Annotated in this window: 14 protein-coding genes and 1 pseudogene; 8 read left to right on the top strand and 7 right to left on the bottom strand. The window is 64.2% G+C overall.

Annotated elements, in window-relative coordinates; all coding sequences use genetic code 11:
- The first annotated feature begins 2 nt into the window (after positions 1 to 2).
- From HX830_RS23290 to HX830_RS23280, 3 genes are read left to right on the top strand one after another with little or no spacing between them, the layout of a single operon-like run.
- A complete protein-coding gene (locus HX830_RS23290) occupies positions 3 to 1,610 on the top strand; it encodes a carboxyl transferase domain-containing protein (protein ID WP_152736934.1) in 1,608 nt (535 codons plus the stop codon).
- A 44-nt stretch (positions 1,611 to 1,654) separates the two neighbouring features.
- Positions 1,655 to 2,470 carry a gamma-carboxygeranoyl-CoA hydratase gene (locus tag HX830_RS23285; RefSeq protein ID WP_177102881.1) on the top strand — a complete coding sequence of 272 codons (816 nt, stop codon included), beginning with the start codon at positions 1,655 to 1,657 and terminating at the stop codon, positions 2,468 to 2,470.
- Entirely contained in the window at positions 2,470 to 4,416 is a 1,947-nt protein-coding gene (locus HX830_RS23280; RefSeq protein ID WP_177102879.1) for an acetyl/propionyl/methylcrotonyl-CoA carboxylase subunit alpha, read from the top strand. Before HX830_RS23285 ends, HX830_RS23280 begins: the two co-directional genes overlap by 1 nt.
- 203 nt (positions 4,417 to 4,619) lie before the next feature.
- Here the strand turns inward: HX830_RS23280 and HX830_RS23275 are convergent, their stop codons facing one another.
- Entirely contained in the window at positions 4,620 to 5,270 is a 651-nt protein-coding gene (locus HX830_RS23275) for a LexA family protein (protein WP_103499590.1), read from the bottom strand.
- A gap of 129 nt (positions 5,271 to 5,399) precedes the next feature.
- Between HX830_RS23275 and HX830_RS23270 the strand changes: the two genes are divergently transcribed.
- Together HX830_RS23270 and HX830_RS23265 are read left to right on the top strand one after the other, a co-directional pair.
- A complete protein-coding gene (locus tag HX830_RS23270; protein ID WP_177102877.1) occupies positions 5,400 to 5,762 on the top strand; it encodes a DUF6124 family protein in 363 nt (120 codons plus the stop codon).
- A gap of 369 nt (positions 5,763 to 6,131) precedes the next feature.
- Positions 6,132 to 7,277, top strand: a complete 1,146-nt coding sequence (locus HX830_RS23265; protein WP_177102875.1) for a M14 family metallopeptidase — start codon at positions 6,132 to 6,134, stop codon at positions 7,275 to 7,277.
- Between the two features lie 52 nt (positions 7,278 to 7,329).
- Here HX830_RS23265 and HX830_RS23260 read toward each other — a convergent pair whose 3' ends face one another.
- Complete coding sequence (locus tag HX830_RS23260) at positions 7,330 to 8,250, bottom strand: LysR family transcriptional regulator (RefSeq protein WP_152736937.1); 921 nt, start codon at positions 8,248 to 8,250, stop codon at positions 7,330 to 7,332.
- A 141-nt stretch (positions 8,251 to 8,391) separates the two neighbouring features.
- Between HX830_RS23260 and HX830_RS23255 the strand changes: the two genes are divergently transcribed.
- Together HX830_RS23255 and HX830_RS23250 are read left to right on the top strand one after the other, a co-directional pair.
- On the top strand, positions 8,392 to 8,832 hold the full coding sequence (locus HX830_RS23255) for a DoxX family protein (protein ID WP_103499594.1): 441 nt from the start codon (positions 8,392 to 8,394) through the stop codon (positions 8,830 to 8,832).
- Between the two features lie 102 nt (positions 8,833 to 8,934).
- On the top strand, positions 8,935 to 10,086 hold the full coding sequence (locus tag HX830_RS23250; RefSeq protein WP_152736938.1) for an MFS transporter: 1,152 nt from the start codon (positions 8,935 to 8,937) through the stop codon (positions 10,084 to 10,086).
- A gap of 123 nt (positions 10,087 to 10,209) precedes the next feature.
- Here HX830_RS23250 and HX830_RS23245 read toward each other — a convergent pair whose 3' ends face one another.
- The 5 genes and pseudogenes from HX830_RS23245 to HX830_RS23225 all read right to left on the bottom strand — a co-directional run.
- Complete coding sequence (locus tag HX830_RS23245) at positions 10,210 to 12,684, bottom strand: TonB-dependent siderophore receptor (protein WP_177102872.1); 2,475 nt, start codon at positions 12,682 to 12,684, stop codon at positions 10,210 to 10,212.
- Between the two features lie 70 nt (positions 12,685 to 12,754).
- Positions 12,755 to 13,726: a FecR family protein gene (locus tag HX830_RS23240; RefSeq protein WP_177102870.1), complete on the bottom strand. Its 972-nt coding sequence runs from the start codon at positions 13,724 to 13,726 to the stop codon at positions 12,755 to 12,757.
- Between the two features lie 130 nt (positions 13,727 to 13,856).
- Positions 13,857 to 14,357 carry a sigma-70 family RNA polymerase sigma factor gene (locus tag HX830_RS23235; protein ID WP_152736941.1) on the bottom strand — a complete coding sequence of 167 codons (501 nt, stop codon included), beginning with the start codon at positions 14,355 to 14,357 and terminating at the stop codon, positions 13,857 to 13,859.
- Positions 14,358 to 14,457: 100 nt separating this feature from the next.
- The gene (locus HX830_RS23230) at positions 14,458 to 15,357 is read right to left on the bottom strand and encodes a LysR family transcriptional regulator (protein WP_177102868.1); all 900 of its coding nucleotides are present in this window, start codon (positions 15,355 to 15,357) and stop codon (positions 14,458 to 14,460) included.
- Positions 15,358 to 15,430: 73 nt separating this feature from the next.
- Positions 15,431 to 15,682, bottom strand: a pseudogene (locus HX830_RS23225) (hypothetical protein); the annotation flags it as partial.
- Positions 15,683 to 15,831: 149 nt separating this feature from the next.
- Between HX830_RS23225 and hglS the strand changes: the two are divergent.
- A complete protein-coding gene (gene hglS, locus HX830_RS23220; protein ID WP_177102866.1) occupies positions 15,832 to 17,232 on the top strand; it encodes a 2-oxoadipate dioxygenase/decarboxylase HglS in 1,401 nt (466 codons plus the stop codon).
- The last annotated feature ends 1 nt before the right edge of the window (position 17,233 follow it).

Below are 17,233 nucleotides of genomic sequence, written 5' to 3'. Positions count from 1 at the left end.
ACATGGCAATCCTGCACACGCAACTCAATCCGCGTTCGGCCGAGTTCGCCGGCAACCGCGCGGCGATGCTCGAACAGGTCGTCGCCCTGCGCACCCTGCTGGCCCAGGTCCAGCAAGGCGGCGGGCCGAAGGCCCAGGAACGGCACACTTCGCGGGGCAAACTGCTGCCCCGGGAGCGGATCAACCGCCTGCTCGATCCCGGTTCACCGTTCCTGGAAATCAGCCAGTTGGCGGCGTATGAGGTCTATGGCGAAGACGTCCCGGCCGCCGGGGTGATTGCCGGGATCGGCCGCGTCGAAGGCGTCGAATGCATGATCGTGGCCAACGATGCCACGGTCAAAGGCGGCTCCTACTACCCCCTCACGGTGAAAAAACACCTGCGGGCCCAGACCATCGCCCAGCAGAATCGCCTGCCGTGCATCTACCTGGTGGACTCCGGCGGCGCCAACCTGCCGCGCCAGGACGAAGTGTTCCCGGACCGCGAGCACTTCGGGCGGATCTTCTTCAACCAGGCCAATATGAGCGCCCAGGGCATCCCGCAGATCGCCGTGGTCATGGGCTCCTGCACCGCCGGCGGGGCCTATGTGCCGGCGATGGCCGACGAAGCGATCATGGTCCGCCAGCAGGCGACCATCTTTCTCGCCGGTCCCCCGCTGGTGAAAGCCGCCACCGGTGAAGTGGTCAGCGCCGAGGACCTGGGCGGTGCCGATGTGCACTGCAAGATCTCCGGCGTGGCCGACCATTACGCAGAGAACGATGAACACGCCCTGGCCCTGGCCCGGCGCAGCATCGCCAATCTCAACTGGCGCAAGCTCGGCGAGTTGCAGCAACGCACGCCGATCGCGCCGCTGTATGGCAGCGACGAGCTGTATGGCGTGGTGTCGGCGGATGCCAAGCAACCGTTCGACGTGCGCGAGGTCATTGCCCGGCTGGTAGACGGCTCGGTATTCGATGAGTTCAAGGCGCTGTTCGGCACCACCCTGGTCTGCGGCTTTGCCCACCTGCACGGTTACCCCATCGCGATCCTGGCGAACAACGGCATCCTCTTCGCCGAAGCCGCGCAGAAAGGCGCGCACTTTATCGAACTGGCCTGCCAGCGCGGCATCCCGCTGCTGTTCCTGCAGAACATCACCGGTTTCATGGTCGGCCAGAAGTACGAGGCCGGCGGCATCGCCAAGCACGGCGCCAAATTGGTCACCGCCGTGGCCTGCGCCAAGGTGCCGAAATTCACCGTGATCATCGGCGGCAGTTTCGGCGCCGGCAACTACGGCATGTGCGGGCGCGCCTACGACCCGCGCTTCCTGTGGATGTGGCCGAACGCGCGAATCGGCGTGATGGGCGCCGAACAGGCCGCCGGGGTGCTGGTGCAGGTCAAGCGCGAGCAGCACGAGCGCAATGGTGAAAGCTTCACGGCGCAACAGGAAGCCGAGATCAAGCAGCCGATCCTCGACCAGTACGAACACCAGGGGCACCCGTATTACTCCAGTGCCCGGCTGTGGGACGACGGCGTCATCGACCCGGCCCAGACCCGCGAAATCCTTGGTCTGGCACTCTCGGCCGCCCTCAACGCGCCGATCGAACCGAGCCGCTTCGGCGTGTTCCGGATGTGACCATGAGGCCCTATCGCCGCCCCTCTCCCAGTGGAGCCCGCACCGTGACCGACTTCAACACCCTCGAATTGCAGCTCGACCCCCGGGGCTTTGCCACCTTGTGGCTGAGCCGCGAAGACAAGAACAACGCCTTCAACGCCGAGATGATCCGCGAGTTGATCCTTGCCCTGGAGATGGTCCAGGCCAACGCCGCCCTGCGTTTCCTGGTGCTGCGCGGCCGTGGCCGGCACTTCAGCGCCGGCGCCGACCTGGCCTGGATGCAGCAATCGGCCCAGCTCGACTACGCCACCAACCTCGACGATGCCCGCGAGCTGGCCGAACTGATGTACAACCTGGCCAAGCTGAAAGTCCCCACCCTGGCGGTGGTCCAGGGCGCGGCCTATGGCGGCGCCCTTGGCCTGATCGGCGCCTGTGACATGGCCATCGGTGCCGACGATGCGCAGTTCTGCCTCTCGGAAGCGCGCATCGGCCTGGCTCCGGCGGTGATCAGCCCGTTCGTGGTCCAGGCCATCGGTGAGCGCGCCGCCCGCCGCTACGCCCTGACCGCCGAACGTTTCAGCGGCCTGCGGGCTCGCGAGCTGGGCCTGCTGTCGGAAACCTGCCCGGTCGGCGAGCTGGACCAGCAAGTCGCGGCCTGGATCGACAACCTGCTGCTCAACAGTCCGCAGGCCATGCGCGTGAGCAAGGAACTGCTGCGGGAAATCGGCAGCGGCGAACTCAGCCCGGCGCGGCGGCGTTATTGCGAAAACGCCATTGCCCGTATCCGCGTCAGCGCCGAAGGCCAGGAAGGCCTGCGGGCCTTTCTGCAAAAACGCCCGCCGAGCTGGCAGGCCGAGTCCACCGCCAAGGAGCCGCGCTGATGAGCACGCCCGTGATCACTTCCATCCTGGTGGCCAATCGCGGCGAAATCGCCTGCCGGGTCATGCGCACCGCCAAGGCCCTGGGCCTGACCACGGTCGCCGTGCACAGCGCCATCGACCGTGATGCCCGGCATAGCCGCGAAGCCGATATCCGCGTCGACCTGGGTGGCAGCAAGGCCGCCGAAAGTTACCTGCAGATCGACAAACTCATCGCCGCCGCCCAGGCCAGCGGCGCCCAGGCGATTCACCCCGGTTACGGTTTTCTCTCGGAAAATGCCGGCTTTGCCCGGGCCATCGAGGCCGCCGGCCTGGTGTTCCTCGGCCCGCCCGCCAGCGCCATCGATGCCATGGGCAGCAAGTCCGCGGCCAAGACGCTGATGGAAACTGCCGGCGTACCGCTGGTACCGGGTTATCACGGCGCGGCCCAGGACCTGGAAACCTTCCGCGCCGCCGCCGAGCGCATCGGCTACCCGGTACTGCTCAAGGCCACCGCCGGAGGCGGCGGCAAGGGCATGAAAGTGGTCGAGGACGTCAGCCAGTTGGCCGAAGCCCTGGCCTCGGCCCAGCGTGAAGCGCAGTCGTCCTTCGGCGATTCGCGGATGCTGGTGGAGAAATACCTGCTCAAGCCACGGCATGTCGAGATCCAGGTGTTCGCCGACCAGCATGGCCACTGCCTGTACCTCAACGAACGCGACTGCTCGATCCAGCGCCGTCACCAGAAGGTCGTCGAGGAGGCCCCGGCGCCGGGCCTGAGTGCACAACTGCGCCAGGCCATGGGCGAGGCGGCGGTGCGCGCGGCCCAGGCCATCGGTTATGTCGGTGCCGGCACCGTGGAGTTCCTGCTGGACGCCCGTGGCGATTTCTTCTTTATGGAAATGAACACCCGCCTGCAGGTCGAGCACCCGGTCACCGAAGCCATTACCGGCCTCGACCTGGTGGCCTGGCAGATTCGCGTGGCTTGCGGTGAAGTGCTACCGATCACCCAGGAACAGGTGCCGTTGCATGGCCATGCCATCGAAGTGCGCCTGTACGCCGAAGACCCGGGCAATGACTTCCTGCCGGCCACCGGGCGCCTGGAGCTTTATCGCGAGTCGGCGCCAGGGCCGGGACGTCGGGTCGACAGCGGCGTGGCCGAGGGCGACAGCGTCTCGCCGTTCTACGATCCGATGCTCGGCAAGCTGATCGCCTGGGGCGAGACCCGCGAACAGGCGCGCCTGCGCTTGCTGGCGATGCTCGACGAATTCGTGATCGGCGGGCTGAAAACCAACCTCGGTTTCCTCCGGCGGATCGTTGCCCATCCGGCGTTTGCCGAGGCGGAGCTGGATACCGGCTTTATTCCCCGTTATCAGGAAGATCTGCTGCCGCAACCGGGCGCGCGTACCGATGAATTCTGGCAGGCGGCCGCCCAAGCCTTCCTGCAGAGCCAGGCCCCTGGCGTACGGGCGGACGACCCCGCCTCGCCTTGGGCCCAGGGCAACGGTTTTCGCAGCGGGATGCCGGCGCAAAGCGTGGTGCACCTGAGCTGCGAGGGTGAGGACCGCGCCGTCAGCCTGACGTCGGACACCCGGCTCGAACTGCACGATGAGTACCTGTCGACGGAGCATGCCGGCGTTCGCCGTCGACATCGAGTGATCAGCGGGGCCGACGGGCTCTATCTGCATTGGCAGGGCGAGTGCCACAAGATCACCCGCTTCGACCCGATTGGCGCCGTCGACAGCGGCCACGGCCACCATGGCGGCCTGAGCGCGCCGATGAACGGCAGCATCGTGCGGGTATTGGTGGGAGTCGGGCAAAGCGTCGAGGCCGGAGCCCAGTTGGTGGTGCTGGAAGCGATGAAGATGGAGCACAGCATCCGCGCGCCGCAAGCGGGTGTGATCAAGGCGTTGTATTGCCAGGAAGGCGAGATGGTCAGCGAAGGCAGTGCGTTGGTGGAGCTGGAATCCTGACTCTCGACTCGCCACGGACATTGTGGGAGCCGGCTTGCCGGCGATGAGGCCGGCACGTCTTGCATCGATCTTGCGGACGCCTGGGCTTTTGTGGGAGCGGAGCTTGCCCGCGAAGAACGATGACGCGGTATACCTGATGCAGAGCATTCTTCGCGGGCAAGCTCCGCTCCCACAGGTGAACGCGTCACGAACGGAGCCAACCTTCAGAACTTCGCGGTCGCCTGCACCACCACGCCGATCACGCAACAATCCTCGCCAACCGGGATCTTCGGCCAGGTCGGGTTCAGCGGCTTGAGATAGGGTTGCCCGCCCTCCTCCATCCACTGGCGGAAAATCGCTTCCTCACCCTCCCGCAGGCGGGCAACCACCAGGCTGCCGGCCTTGACCTCCCGATCCGGGTCCACCAGTACCATCATGCCCTCGGGCACGCTGGTGCCGGACGGAGCCGTCATCGCATCCCCCACCACCTGCAACCAGAACGCCGCCGGGGCGTAATGATCGGTCACCTCGTAACGCCCGGCGTACTCGCCCTTCGCCGAGTCCTGCAGCGTGGCAACCACCTGCCAGTCGCTGACCGGGTAACGAAACGCCGAAGTGATGTCGTAGACCTGCTCGTCCCGCTCCTCGGGTGCCTGGGCCGCCACCGCGCGGTCGCGAACCAGCAGGACCACCTCCAGGTGCCCGAGCCCGAGCGCCTGGAGGACCTTGTTCATCATCACGAGATCAGGCTTGCGCCTTTTGTTCAGCCAATGACCGACACCGCCCTGGGTGATGTCCAGGCGTTCGCCAAGTTTTTCCTGCGAAAGACGAAGCTCTTCGAGCTTGGCCTTCACCAACGCTATCCATTTATCCATGGACGGAACAATACGGACAGTACTTCAGCGCTCAATACACAAAATGTATTGTTTGTGACAAGCAACGCAATACCAATAGTACTAATCTTGGAGAGTTGATTTGAACTTCCTCTGAAAGGCAGGCCCCTCATGACTTCCATCACGACAGAAAGCCCTCGAACCGACTCGAAAAGCCCCCTCGCGTCCCTCAAGGATCGCGCCGCCGCCCAACGTGCACTCGACTATTATTTGAAACCAGCTGTTTCAACGGCCGCCTGCGCGGCGAACACCAGCGATGACCCCCTCCACCAGAAGCTCTTTGCCGTACGCGACGACCTGGATATCGAGGACGCCATGATCCAGGCCTCGGACCTGCTGCGCTGCGCGGCGGCGGCCGCCTACGAAGCCGCGAACAGCGCGAACCGCGACCTGGGTTGTTCGGTGGTGTACATGATCGACATGGCCAAGGCCCTGGTGGACCGCGTCGTGCAGATACAAACCCGCGCGACGTGAGTCCGCCATAGCCAGGGGATATCCGACTTTGGGGAAGGAATGGGAAAATAATATCCGCGAAGAACGGGAAAAGACTTGATCTTCAAATGATAATGATTATTATTGCTACAAGCTGATCGCGAGATCGGTCGATAACCCGGAGACCTCAGGTCGGACTCCTGGATTATCTCCTCATCAGGCTAATCACGGTTTTTGACCCGGCTTTTTGCCGGGTCTTTTTTTGCACCCGCTTTATTCACGGGCTTGGCTTCAGGCTGATGAAGACAGGTGCGCTGCCTTCTGGGTGGGCAGTCATGACCTCGCGCCTCGGCTAATACGCCATCGAGGTGTAGAGTAGCCACCACAAAAAGCCTTTCCAGGTACTCACCCGTGGTTCTATCTCCTCTCAAAATCAGCAGCGACTTCGACAGCGGCAATATCCAGGCACTGGACACCAGCAACCCGCACCACCTGCTCCTGGCCATCGAGCCGGATACCCGCAGCCAGCACTTCCAGTGGTTCCATTTCAAGGTTGAAGGCCTGCGCGTGGGCGAGACCTACACCTTCGAACTGAGCAATGCCAGCCAGTCCTCCTACAACAAGGCCTGGACCGGCTACCGCGCCGTCGCCTCCTACGATCACCAGAACTGGTTCCGCGTCGACACCCGTTTCGACGGCGAAAGCCTGCATATCAGCCTGGTGGCCGAACAGGAGCAGGCCTGGTTCGCCTACTTCGAACCCTACAGCCGCGAACGCCATGACTGGCTGATCGAGCAGGCCCTGAGCCACGCCGGCACCGAACTGCTGGCCGTCGGCAAAAGTGTCGAAGGCCGGGATATCCAGCTGTTGCGCAAGGGCAACGGTGCCGAGGGCCGGCGCAAGGTCTGGATCATCGCCCAGCAGCATCCGGGCGAGCACATGGCCGAATGGTTCATGGAAGGCGTGATCGAGCGCCTGCAACAGGAGAACGATGCCGAGCTGCGCGACCTGCTGACCCGCGCCGACCTGTACCTGGTGCCCAATATGAACCCGGACGGGGCCTTCCACGGGCATCTGCGCACCAACGCCATGGGCCAGGACCTGAACCGTGCCTGGCAGAACGCCAGCCAGGAAATCAGCCCCGAAGTCCTGTTCGTCCAGCAGCAGATGGCCAAGCATGGCGTCGATCTGTTCGTCGATGTCCATGGCGACGAGACCATCCCCTATATCTTCACCGCCGCCTGCGAAGGCAACCCCGGCTACACACCGCGTATCGCCCAGTTGGAAAGCCGCTTTCGCAGTCATCTGAGCGCGCTCACGGCGGATTTCCAGACCACCCACGGCTACACCCGCAGCCTGCCCGGCCAGGCCAATATGACCCTGGCCTGCAACAGCGTCGGCCAGCGCTACGACTGCCTGTCGCTGACCCTGGAAATGCCCTTCAAGGACAACGACGACGCCCCGGACCTGCACGCCGGCTGGTCCGGCCAGCGCTCGAAGCAGTTGGCCAAGGACTTGCTCAGCAGCGTCGCGGATATCGTCGAACACCTGCGCTGAAGCGGCACGGTGGTGCAAGGGCCCGCGCCATGGCACCCCGCGCCGAAGCCTCTCAGCCGGCCGTGCAGGCGGGTGGAGCCTCCACTTGCGCCACCAGCCGGGCAATCAACCAGGACGCCGCCGGACCTGGCGGCGTGTCGGTTCGATAAATCGCATCAAGCCCATAAGGGCCGCCGCGCATATCCGGCAGGTCCAGGCTGACCAGGCGCCCACTGGCCAGGTCCTCGGCCACCATCGGCGCGGGCATGTTGCCCCAGCCGACCCCTTCACGCAGCAGCATCAACTTCGAGCCCAGGTCCGCCAGGCGCCAGGTGCGGGTGCCGAGCACGCCGAACTCCTGGTTGCGGGTCAGGCTCGAACGGTCCGAGAGCACCAATTGCACATGCTCACGGCCAGCCCCGGGCAGGTTCACACCCTGGGCCAGCGGATGACTGGGCGAGGCCACTGAAATCAGCTGGACGCTGCCCACCCCGACCCGCTCCAGCCCCGCCATGCCGCGACTGAAAAAACCACTGACACCGACACTCGCGCGCCCCTCCAGCACCAGTTGCGCCACCGCCCCCAGGGCCTCCACGTGCAGGTGCAGGAGCACCGTGGGGAATTGCGCGCGAAAGCCCTTGAGCACATCCACCAGGCGCGCCGCCGGCAGCATCACATCGACCACCAGGTGAATTTCGGCTTCCAGCCCCTGCAACAGCCCCTTGACCTTGGCCCGCAAGCCATCGATGCCACTGTAGATGGTCCGCGCCTCGGTCAGCACCGTACGGCCGGCGTCGGTCAACTGCGGCTTGCGCGTGGTGGTACGATCAAACAACTGCACCCCCAGTTGCAGTTCCAGGTTGGCGATGGTGTAGCTGATCACCGAAGTGGCGCGACTGAGCTTGCGCGCGGCCGCGGCAAAACTGCCGGTTTCGACCACGGTCAGCAGCACCCGCAATTGGTCGAGGGTCGGTGTGCCGGGATTGGGAATCATGGGGTGGGCTCCTGGAGGCGTTCGATATTTTCGAACCTAATCCTCGAAATTATTCGGCTATTGCGTACGTTAGCGCGATGGCAGACTGCACACCACTCCGACGCACCATGGTGGTCGCGTCGCTCTCATAGGTACAAGTCCATGTCCAACACCGCCAATGCCAACTCCGCACTCCACAGTCAATCCGACAGCGCCAGCGCTTCGGCTGCCATCGCCCTCGCCGGACGCGTCCTGCTGGCCGCGATCTTCCTGCTCTCGGGCTTCTCGAAGATCGCCAACCCGGCCGGTATGATCGGCTACATCGAATCGGTGGGCCTGCCCCTGCCACAGCTGGCGCTGATCGCGGCGATCGTCGTCGAAGTCGGCGGCAGCCTGCTGTTGATCCTCGGTTACCGCACCCGCGCGGTCGCCCTGGTCATGGCACTGTTCACCGTGGTCACCGCCCTGGCGTTCCACAATCACCTGGGCGACCAGAACCAGTTCATCCACTTCTTCAAGAACATCGCCATGGCCGGTGGCCTGTTGCAGGTGGTCGCTTTCGGTGGCGGCCGCCTGAGCCTGGATGCCCGTCGCAAAGCCTGACCGAGCGGTTATAAAACCGGTCCTTGGCCTCGCCGCACCGGACACGATGTGCAAGGATGCTCCCTTGCACAGCGTTGTCTGCCGGCCCGCCAAGGATTTTTCATGACTGCCCTCACCGCCCACGCCCCGGTCAAACCGGGACGCCTGGAACAGATGTCGACCCGTATCGCCTTCTTTATCGCCGGTTTCGGCGTCGCCGCCTGGGCGCCGCTGGTGCCTTACGCCAAGGCCCGCGCCGGGCTCGATGAGGGCACCCTGGGGCTGTTGCTGTTGTGCCTCGGGGTCGGCTCGATCATCGCCATGCCAGTGGCCGGTGCCCTGGCCTCACGCTTCGGTTGCCGACGGGTGCTGAGCGGCGGCACTTTGCTGATCTGCCTCGCGCTGCCACTATTGGCCACGGTCAGTTCGATTCCCTGGCTGGTGGCCAGCCTGTTTCTGTTCGGCGCCGGGCTCGGCGCGGTGGACTCCACCGTCAACCTGCAAGCGGTGATCGTCGAGCGCGCCAGCGGCAAGACCATGATGTCGGGCTTTCACGGGCTGTTCAGCCTCGGCGGGATCTCCGCCGCCGCCGGGGTCAGCGCGCTGCTGGGCCTGGGGCTGTCGCCCCTGGGAGCGATTGGCGTGGTGATCGTGTTTCTGCTGGCCGCGCTGTACAAGGCCGCCCCGCACCTGTTGCCCTATGGCAGTGAAAGCTCGGGACCGGCCTTTGCCGTGCCCCATGGCGTGGTGTTGTTTATCGGCCTGCTGTGCTTTGTGGTGTTCCTCGCCGAAGGTGCGATGCTCGACTGGAGCGCGGTGTTTCTCAGCGCCGAGCGCCAGGTCGCGGACGCCTATGCGGGCCTCGGCTACGCGGCCTTTGCCCTGACCATGACGGTCGGACGGCTGACCGGCGATGCCATCGTCCGGCGTCTGGGGGCGAAAAAAGTGATTGTCTTCGGCGGGCTGACCGCCGCGGCCGGCCTGGCCCTGGCCACGCTGGTGCCGGCCTGGGAAGCAGCGTTGATCGGTTATGCGCTGGTGGGCGCCGGGTGCTCGAATATCGTGCCGGTGCTGTACACCGCCGTGGGCAAGCAGAAGGTCATGGCGGAAAACATCGCCGTGCCGGCGATTACCACCCTGGGGTATGCGGGGATTCTGGCGGGACCGGCGGCGATCGGTTTTATCGCCCATGCCAGTTCGTTGAACCTGGCCTTTATGGTGATCGCGGTGATGCTGGTGGGAGTGGCGGTCAGCGGGCAAATCCTGCGCACCTGAAATGACACAACCTTCGTAGGAGCCGGCTTGCTGGCGATCCAGGCGACGCGGTATGACAGGACACCGCGTCGATTCCATCGCCAGCAAGCCGGCTCCTGCAGGATGGGGTCAGCCATCAGTCGATCAGAACCCTACACTGGCCTGCACAAAGAAGGTCCGTGGCTCACCCACGTAGATCCCCGCATTGTTGTCGCTCGACCGGGTGAAGTACTGCTGGTCGAAGACGTTACGCACCCCCGCCCCCAGTTTCAGGTTCGACAGCTGCGCGCCGAAATCATAAGCACCGCGCAGATCCCAGGTCATATAGCCGGGAATATTGCCGTACTGGCCGTCAGCGGTCGGCGTGGTGATGTAGTTGCCGTTGAAGCTGCCGTCGGCGTTGCTCCCGGTCCCCGGCGCGCGCTGGGAAGACTGGGCGAAACCGTCGAGGTTGTAGGTCCAGCGATTGACCGCATAACGCAAACCGACATTCAGCACCTCCCGCGAGTACAGCGGCAGGTCACGGCCCTTGAAGCCCGGGATATCGCCCTGGGAGGTCGCCTTGGTGTAGGTCAGGCCGACATTCGCGGTCAGGCCCTCGAGCGCCGGGTTGAGGTCCGCCAGGTTGTAATGCGCGGAGGTTTCAATACCCCGGTGAGCGGTGGCGCCCAGGTTGGTCCAGCCCACATCGTTGCTGACGTATTGCAGCTCATCGGAGAAGTCGATGTAGAACAACGTCATCTCTGCGCCCCAGGTGCCGTTGTCATAGCGCGTGCCCAGTTCGTAGGTCTTGGCCTTTTCCGGTTGCAGGCCATTGGCCGTGCTGTTGCCATTGCCACCCTGGGCAATCTGGAAATATTGCAGGCTGCCGAAGGAGGTTTCGTAGTTGGCGAAGACTTTCCAGGCATCGGAGAGGTGGTACATCACGCTCAGGGCCGGCAGCGGCTCGTTGCTGTCGACGCTGCGGAACTTCTCCTGGACCGGCACGTAGTTGGTCCCCGGCACGGCCCGATCATGCCAGTTGCTGCTGATGCGCTCGAAGCGGATACCCGGGGTGATGGTCCATTTACCGATATCGATCTTGTCATCGAGGTAGAAGGCATTGGCCTCGGTGCCGCCGGTGCGGTCCTGGTAGATATGCCCGTCGGAGGTCGGCGTCAGGGTCGGCACGCCGTTGACCAGGGCCACGCGGCTGGTGGCCTCATGCATGCCTTCCTTCAGGTAGCGGTAGCCGACGCTGACTTCCTGGGTGGTCGGGCCCAGGTCGAAGACGTGGGACGCCCGTGGCTCGATGCCAAAGGTGTAGTAGCTGCGCGGGTAGGCGCTGAGGGTCTGGAGGTCGCGGGCGGCGATATTGCTGCCACGGAAACTGTCGGTGTAGTAGGTCAGCACTTCGACCTGGGTCTGGTCATCCACCTGCCGTTTGTACTTGAAGGAGATATCCTTGCGCCGGCCGGTGAAGTTGTCGTAGTTGCGCACCGACTGGTAAGGATTGGCGTCGTACTGCTTCTGGGTCAGGCCGCCGGGCATGTCCGCATTGGCATCGTAGTAATGCAGGTTGAGGGAGAAGTCGTCCTGGTCGGTAGGCGCCCAGTGGGTCTTGAGCAGGACATCGTTGATGTCGTTGCCGTTGTTGCTTTCCCGATAACCCTCGCCCTTCACCCCGGAATACAACAGCGCCGCGCCAAAACCGTTGTCCGCGGTGCCGCCGAGGAACGCCGTGTCGAGGTGCTTCACACCGCCGTAACGCGAGGTTTCCAGGGTGCTGCCGATCTCGCCGGAAAACTTCTCGGGGATCGCCCGGGTCACGAAGTTGATCACGCCGCCGACGTTCTGCGGTCCATAACGCACGGAACCGGCACCGCGTACCACGTCGATGCTGTCCAGGTTGCCGACCGACACCGGGGCCATCGACAACTGGGGCTGGCCGTACGGGGCGAACGCCGCCGGCACGCCGTCGATCAGCACGGTGGAACGTGGCGACAGACGGGACGTCAGGCCGCGCACGCCGACGTTAAGGGAAATATCGCTACCGCCGGTGCCGTTGTTTTCCTGCACCTGCACGCCGGGCACGGCACGCAGGGCGTCCTTCACGTTCATCGCGCCCTGCTCGACCATCGCCTGGCGACGGATCACGGTCCGCGCCCCCGGATGGTTCTGCACAATCGCCTGGTCGGCGTCGCCGAGCCAGTCACCCACCACCTTGACATCCAGCGGCGCCAGCTCCAGGGCACCGGCGGTGGCCGGCGCGGCGGCACGCAAGGTCACCGAGCCGTCCTTGAGGTCATAGTCCAGGCCGCTGCCGCGCAGCAGCACGTTCAGGGCTTCTTCCGGCGACAGCTTGCCGTCGACCGCCGGGGCAAGCTTGCCGGCCACCAGTTGCGGGCTGAAAAACACTTGCAGGGAGGTTTGCTGTCCCAACTGACTCAAGGCCGACGCCAGGGGCTGGGCCTGGATATGGATGGCCGCGTCCCCCTGAGCCGCCTGGCTCAGGGGGGCAACGGCACTGATCACCAGGGCCAGGGCAAAGACCGGGGAACTGGGCAGTGCGTTGCGGATCGCCTGGTAAAGCGCGTTGGGTGTGTTGTTCACGTCTGACCTTGTCCTGTAGTTCGCCATTGCATGCGATTGTTAATGCAAACCAGTTGCAGTTGAACAAGAAGACGAAGAACTCGAAAAAAACCTGAATCTATTTTGCAATTATTTCCTGGGCACCGTCGGCACGGGTCCTGACGGCCACTGGCAGGATGCTCGGCAAGGCCCTGAGCAGGGCCTCGGTATCGTTGAGCTTGAACACGCAGGTCAAGCGCAGATTGCCCACGGCCACGGAGACAACGCCCAGGGGCTTGTCCCGATAACGCGAGACTTCCTGCACCACATCGCTGAGGCGGGCATTGTTGAAGACCAGCTTGCCGCTGCGCCAGGCGGTGAGTTCGTCGGCGTTCACCGCTTCCGCCGCGGCGACCCGGCCCTGCTCATCGACACGGGTGCCCTGGCCCGCCGTGAGATTGACGAAATCCCCGTCCGCCGCGTCGCGGCCCTGGACCTTCACCGTGCCCGCCTCGACCAGCACCCGGGTCTGCGCCGGATCGCGGCGCACATCGAAGCGCGTGCCAGTGACCGTGACCTTGCCGACCCCGGCCTGGACCACGAACGGGCGACTGCTGTCATGCTCGACACTGAACATCGCCTCGCCCTGCTCCAGCTCGACCTCACGGCGGTCGCGCTGGTAATGCACGCGGACCCGGCTGCGGCTGTTCAGGTCGATAATCGAACCGTCGGGCAAGGCCACGTGTCGACGCTCACCAAGCACGCTGGCAAAGGTCGCGTCATAGGGCGCCGGATGATTCAGGCCGCTGAACAGCCCCAGGGCCAAGGCCACCGCGACCACCCCGGCGGCCACCGCATAACGCAGCAGCGGCCGGCGCTTGAGCCGCGCTGGAGGCTCGTCGCAGAGCGCCTGCAAACGCGCCTGGGGCACCAGGTCGGTGGCGCTCCAGAGTCCCTGGAGCAAGTCGAACTCATCCTGATGCAACGGATGCTCATGGCGCCAGGCGTCGAATTCGGCCTGTTGCCCGGCGCTCAACGGCGCCTCCCGGACCCGCACGAACCAGGTGGCGGCCTCATCGCGAACCGTGGCGCTATCACGATTCTCCATCATGCAAAATCCTTGTAGGAGCGAGCTTGCTCGCGATAAACGTCAACGATAACGCGGAGCCTCTGACTGACCGCAGTGCCCTGGAGATCATCGCGAGCAAGCTCGCTCCTACGGGTAGAAACGCACGGGAGCCTCATTGATCCGCTCCATCCAGGCGCTCGCGCAGATGCCGCAGGGTGCGAATCATATACTTCTCCACCATATTCTTGGACAGCCCGAGGCGCTCGGCGATCTCCGCCTGGGTCAGGCCCTCGATCTTCTGCCAGACAAAGGCCTTGCGACAATTGACGGGCAACTCGCCCAGGGCCCGCTCGATGGAATCGGCAAGCTGGATGGCGTGCATGAAATGCTCCGGGTCGCCGGTGGGCGGTGCGCTGTGGTCAATCGCTTCCAGCTCCAGGGCCCCACGCCGGTCTTCGCGACGATAGGTATCCACCGCGATATTGCGCGCGGTCTGGTGCAGATAGGCCCGTGGTTGCTCGACGCCGGCGGCCTGGCTTTCCAGTACCCGCACAAAGGTATCGTGGGCCAGGTCCTCGGCTTGCTGACGGTTTCTCAGCCGACGGGTCCAGGTGCCGATCAACTCCTCGTAATGCTCGAAAAAACCGGGTCTGCGGGGTGGAGGGAGATTCATGGCGACGGGCTATGAAGGCGGGGCGCAAATAGTAATGCTTCCTATTAATAGTCGCAATTGATTCCGGTGCTCGCCCTTCTCAACGGCTCAGCGCAGCCCGTCAGAGCGCAAAGCTGTCGATAATTGCCTGTTTGACCAGCAGCACGGCACCATCCGTCTGCGCATGGGTGCGCCAGCCAAGCTCGATGGGATAGTGCGGCAGGTCGATCGGACAGGGAAGCATCTGGATATCGCATAACCCGGCGATCGCCCGGGCTGCGTGGGTGGGCAAGGTCGCGACCGCCGACGAGCCCTTCAACAGGAAGGGCAGTGCCGCGAAATGCGTGGTGGCGGTGACGACCTTGCGGCTCAGGCCGCGAGCCGCCAGCCCCTCGTCGACGATGCCGATAAAGCCCCCCGAGGAAATCAGGATATGCTCGCGGGCCACATAGTCCTGCAGATCGAGGGCTGTCGTGTCGCCCAGGCTGGCGCGATCCACCAGGCAGGCATAACCGCCCTCCCCGAGCAACTGCCGACCCAGCAGCCGATTGGGGATGCCGCCAGCGGTAATGGTCAGATCGAACTGGCGCTCCATCAGGGCATCGACCGCGATCTGGCTGTGGGTCTGGCGAAAGATCAGCCGCAGGTTTTTCGCCCGTTGCGCCACGGTTTCAATCAGTTGGCGACCGAGGGCGATTTCAAAGTCGTCGGACAGGCCGATGGTCACCGAACGCCCTTCATAACCGGCCAGGGACGGCTGGACCAGGGAAAAGCTCTGGCGACATTTGTTCAAGGCGTCGGAGATCACCGGCTTGAGCTGGTTGGCGATCAGGGTCGGCGACAGGCCCCGGCCGGTGCGGACAAAGAGTTGATCGCCGTACATCGCGCGCAGGCGATTCAAGGCGGCGCTGACCGCCGACTGGGTCAGCCCGAGCTGCAACGCCGCGCGACTGGCGCTGCCCTCGTCATGCAGGGCCTCGAAAACCTTGAGCAGGTTGAGATCGGTACTGTTGATATTCATCCTGTTTGTACTGCCTGCAAATGAAGGCGCCTAGATTAATACATTCTCTGTGCCCATCATCCCCAAGGCGTCGCTACCCGCCTCGGTCGTTCAACCCGGAGCCGCCCGGCCCGGCGCACCTGGCTTCCTCCAGCAGCGCTCGAATCACCTTTTCCTGCTCGGCATAAGCCCCCTCGCCAAAGTGGCTGTAGCGCACCTGGCCCTTGGCGTCGATCAGGTAATGCGCCGGCCAGTACTGGTTATCGAAGGCACGCCAGATGCTGTAGTTGCTGTCGATGGCCACCGGGTAGCCAATGCCGAGCCGCCTGGCCTGCTGGCGGATATTGCCCGGACTCACCCCGCCGGCCGTGAGGTGCACCCAGGTCAGTCCTTTTTGGAATGATCCCTGGACCTTAATTCGTTTGAACCCGCCCCCTGGCACCCGCAGAATTCAGCGCAAGTCCAGTCATCCCGATTTTGCGGAGTACCACCCCCATGAGCACCGCTGTCTTCGCCCACCCCGACGAGATTCGCGCGCAGTTTTCCCGTGCCATGTCGCAGATGTACAAGACCGAAGTGCCGCTCTACGGCGCGCTGATGGAGTTGGTCGCGCAGGTCAACGAACAGGTGCTGGGCAACAATGCCCAGGTTGCCGAAAGCCTGCGCCAGACCGGCGAGATCCGTCGCCTGGACATGGAACGCCACGGCGCCATTCGCGTCGGCACGGCGGCGGAACTGGCGACCCTGGCCCGACTGTTCGCGGTGATGGGCATGGAACCGGTGGGTTATTACGACCTGACTCCGGCCGGCGTGCCGGTGCATTCGACCGCCTTTCGCGCGGTGCATGAAACGGCCTTGCAGGTCAGCCCGTTCCGCGTCTTCACTTCGCTGCTGCGCCTGGAACTGATCGAGGAAGACGGGCTGCGGGAATTCGCCGAATGGATCCTCAGCCGGCGGAATATCTTCACCCCGCGCACCATCGAACTGATCGAAAAGGCCGAGATGAATGGCGGCCTCGATTCCGCCGATGCCGCCGAGTTCGTCCAGCAGGCACTGGAAACCTTCCGTTGGCACAACAGCGCCACGGTGTCCCTGGACGAGTACAAAAAGCTCAATGCCCAGCATCGGCTGATCGCCGATGTGGTGGCGTTCAGGGGGCCGCATATCAACCACCTGACCCCGCGCACCCTGGACATCGACGCGGTGCAGGCCGCCATGCCGGGCAAGGGCATCACCCCCAAGGCGGTGATCGAAGGCCCGCCCCGCCGTGAGTGCCCGATCCTGTTGCGCCAGACCAGCTTCAAGGCGTTGGAGGAAACCATCACCTTTATCGGCCAGGGCGCCAACGAAACCGGTAGCCACTCGGCCCGTTTCGGCGAAATCGAACAACGCGGCGCGGCGCTGACACCCAAGGGCCGCCTGCTCTACGACCGCTTGCTGAACGCCGCGCGGGAGGAACTCGGTGACTTCCCCAACGAGGCCAATGCCGCGCGTTATGACCAGATCATGGCGAACACCTTCAAGGCCTTCCCCGACAACTACAGCGAGATGCGCAAGCAGGGGTTGGCGTACTTCCGCTACTTCCCCACCGAGAAAGGCATTGCGGCACGTAGCAGCGAATTGCCGCTGCGGGAGCTGGAAGCCTTGATCGAAGCCGGCCAGGTGAGTTTCGAGCCGTTGGTGTATGAGGACTTTTTGCCGGTCAGCGCGGCCGGGATCTTCCAGTCGAACCTGGGGGATGATGCCCAGGCGCATTACACCGGCAGCTCCAACCGCGAGCAGTTCCACCAGGCGCTGGGGCGTGAAACCATTGATGAGTTGCAGCTGTATGCGGCGACGCAACGGCGTTCGTTGTTGGCATGTTCGACCCGGTTGAATATCGCGCCGTTGGTCTGAT

This window comes from Pseudomonas gingeri (genome assembly GCF_013385425.1).
GTDB classification, from domain to species: Bacteria; Pseudomonadota; Gammaproteobacteria; order Pseudomonadales; family Pseudomonadaceae; genus Aquipseudomonas; species Aquipseudomonas gingeri_D.
This window is presented reverse-complemented; position numbering and strand designations above follow the sequence as displayed.

What these genes read in the sequence shown, in the direction of transcription:
- HX830_RS23255 (WP_103499594.1), top strand. Translation starts at nt 8,392, where the DNA reads ATGTCCAACACCGCCAATGCCAACTCCGCACTCCACAGTCAATCCGAC.
- HX830_RS23270 (WP_177102877.1), top strand. Translation starts at nt 5,400, where the DNA reads ATGACTTCCATCACGACAGAAAGCCCTCGAACCGACTCGAAAAGCCCC.
- HX830_RS23245 (WP_177102872.1), bottom strand. Translation starts at nt 12,684, where the DNA reads ATGGCGAACTACAGGACAAGGTCAGACGTGAACAACACACCCAACGCG.
- HX830_RS23235 (WP_152736941.1), bottom strand. Translation starts at nt 14,357, where the DNA reads ATGAATCTCCCTCCACCCCGCAGACCCGGTTTTTTCGAGCATTACGAG.
- HX830_RS23230 (WP_177102868.1), bottom strand. Translation starts at nt 15,357, where the DNA reads ATGAATATCAACAGTACCGATCTCAACCTGCTCAAGGTTTTCGAGGCC.
- HX830_RS23240 (WP_177102870.1), bottom strand. Translation starts at nt 13,726, where the DNA reads ATGATGGAGAATCGTGATAGCGCCACGGTTCGCGATGAGGCCGCCACC.
- HX830_RS23280 (WP_177102879.1), top strand. Translation starts at nt 2,470, where the DNA reads ATGAGCACGCCCGTGATCACTTCCATCCTGGTGGCCAATCGCGGCGAA.
- HX830_RS23290 (WP_152736934.1), top strand. Translation starts at nt 3, where the DNA reads ATGGCAATCCTGCACACGCAACTCAATCCGCGTTCGGCCGAGTTCGCC.
- HX830_RS23260 (WP_152736937.1), bottom strand. Translation starts at nt 8,250, where the DNA reads ATGATTCCCAATCCCGGCACACCGACCCTCGACCAATTGCGGGTGCTG.
- HX830_RS23275 (WP_103499590.1), bottom strand. Translation starts at nt 5,270, where the DNA reads ATGGATAAATGGATAGCGTTGGTGAAGGCCAAGCTCGAAGAGCTTCGT.
- HX830_RS23250 (WP_152736938.1), top strand. Translation starts at nt 8,935, where the DNA reads ATGACTGCCCTCACCGCCCACGCCCCGGTCAAACCGGGACGCCTGGAA.
- hglS (WP_177102866.1), top strand. Translation starts at nt 15,832, where the DNA reads ATGAGCACCGCTGTCTTCGCCCACCCCGACGAGATTCGCGCGCAGTTT.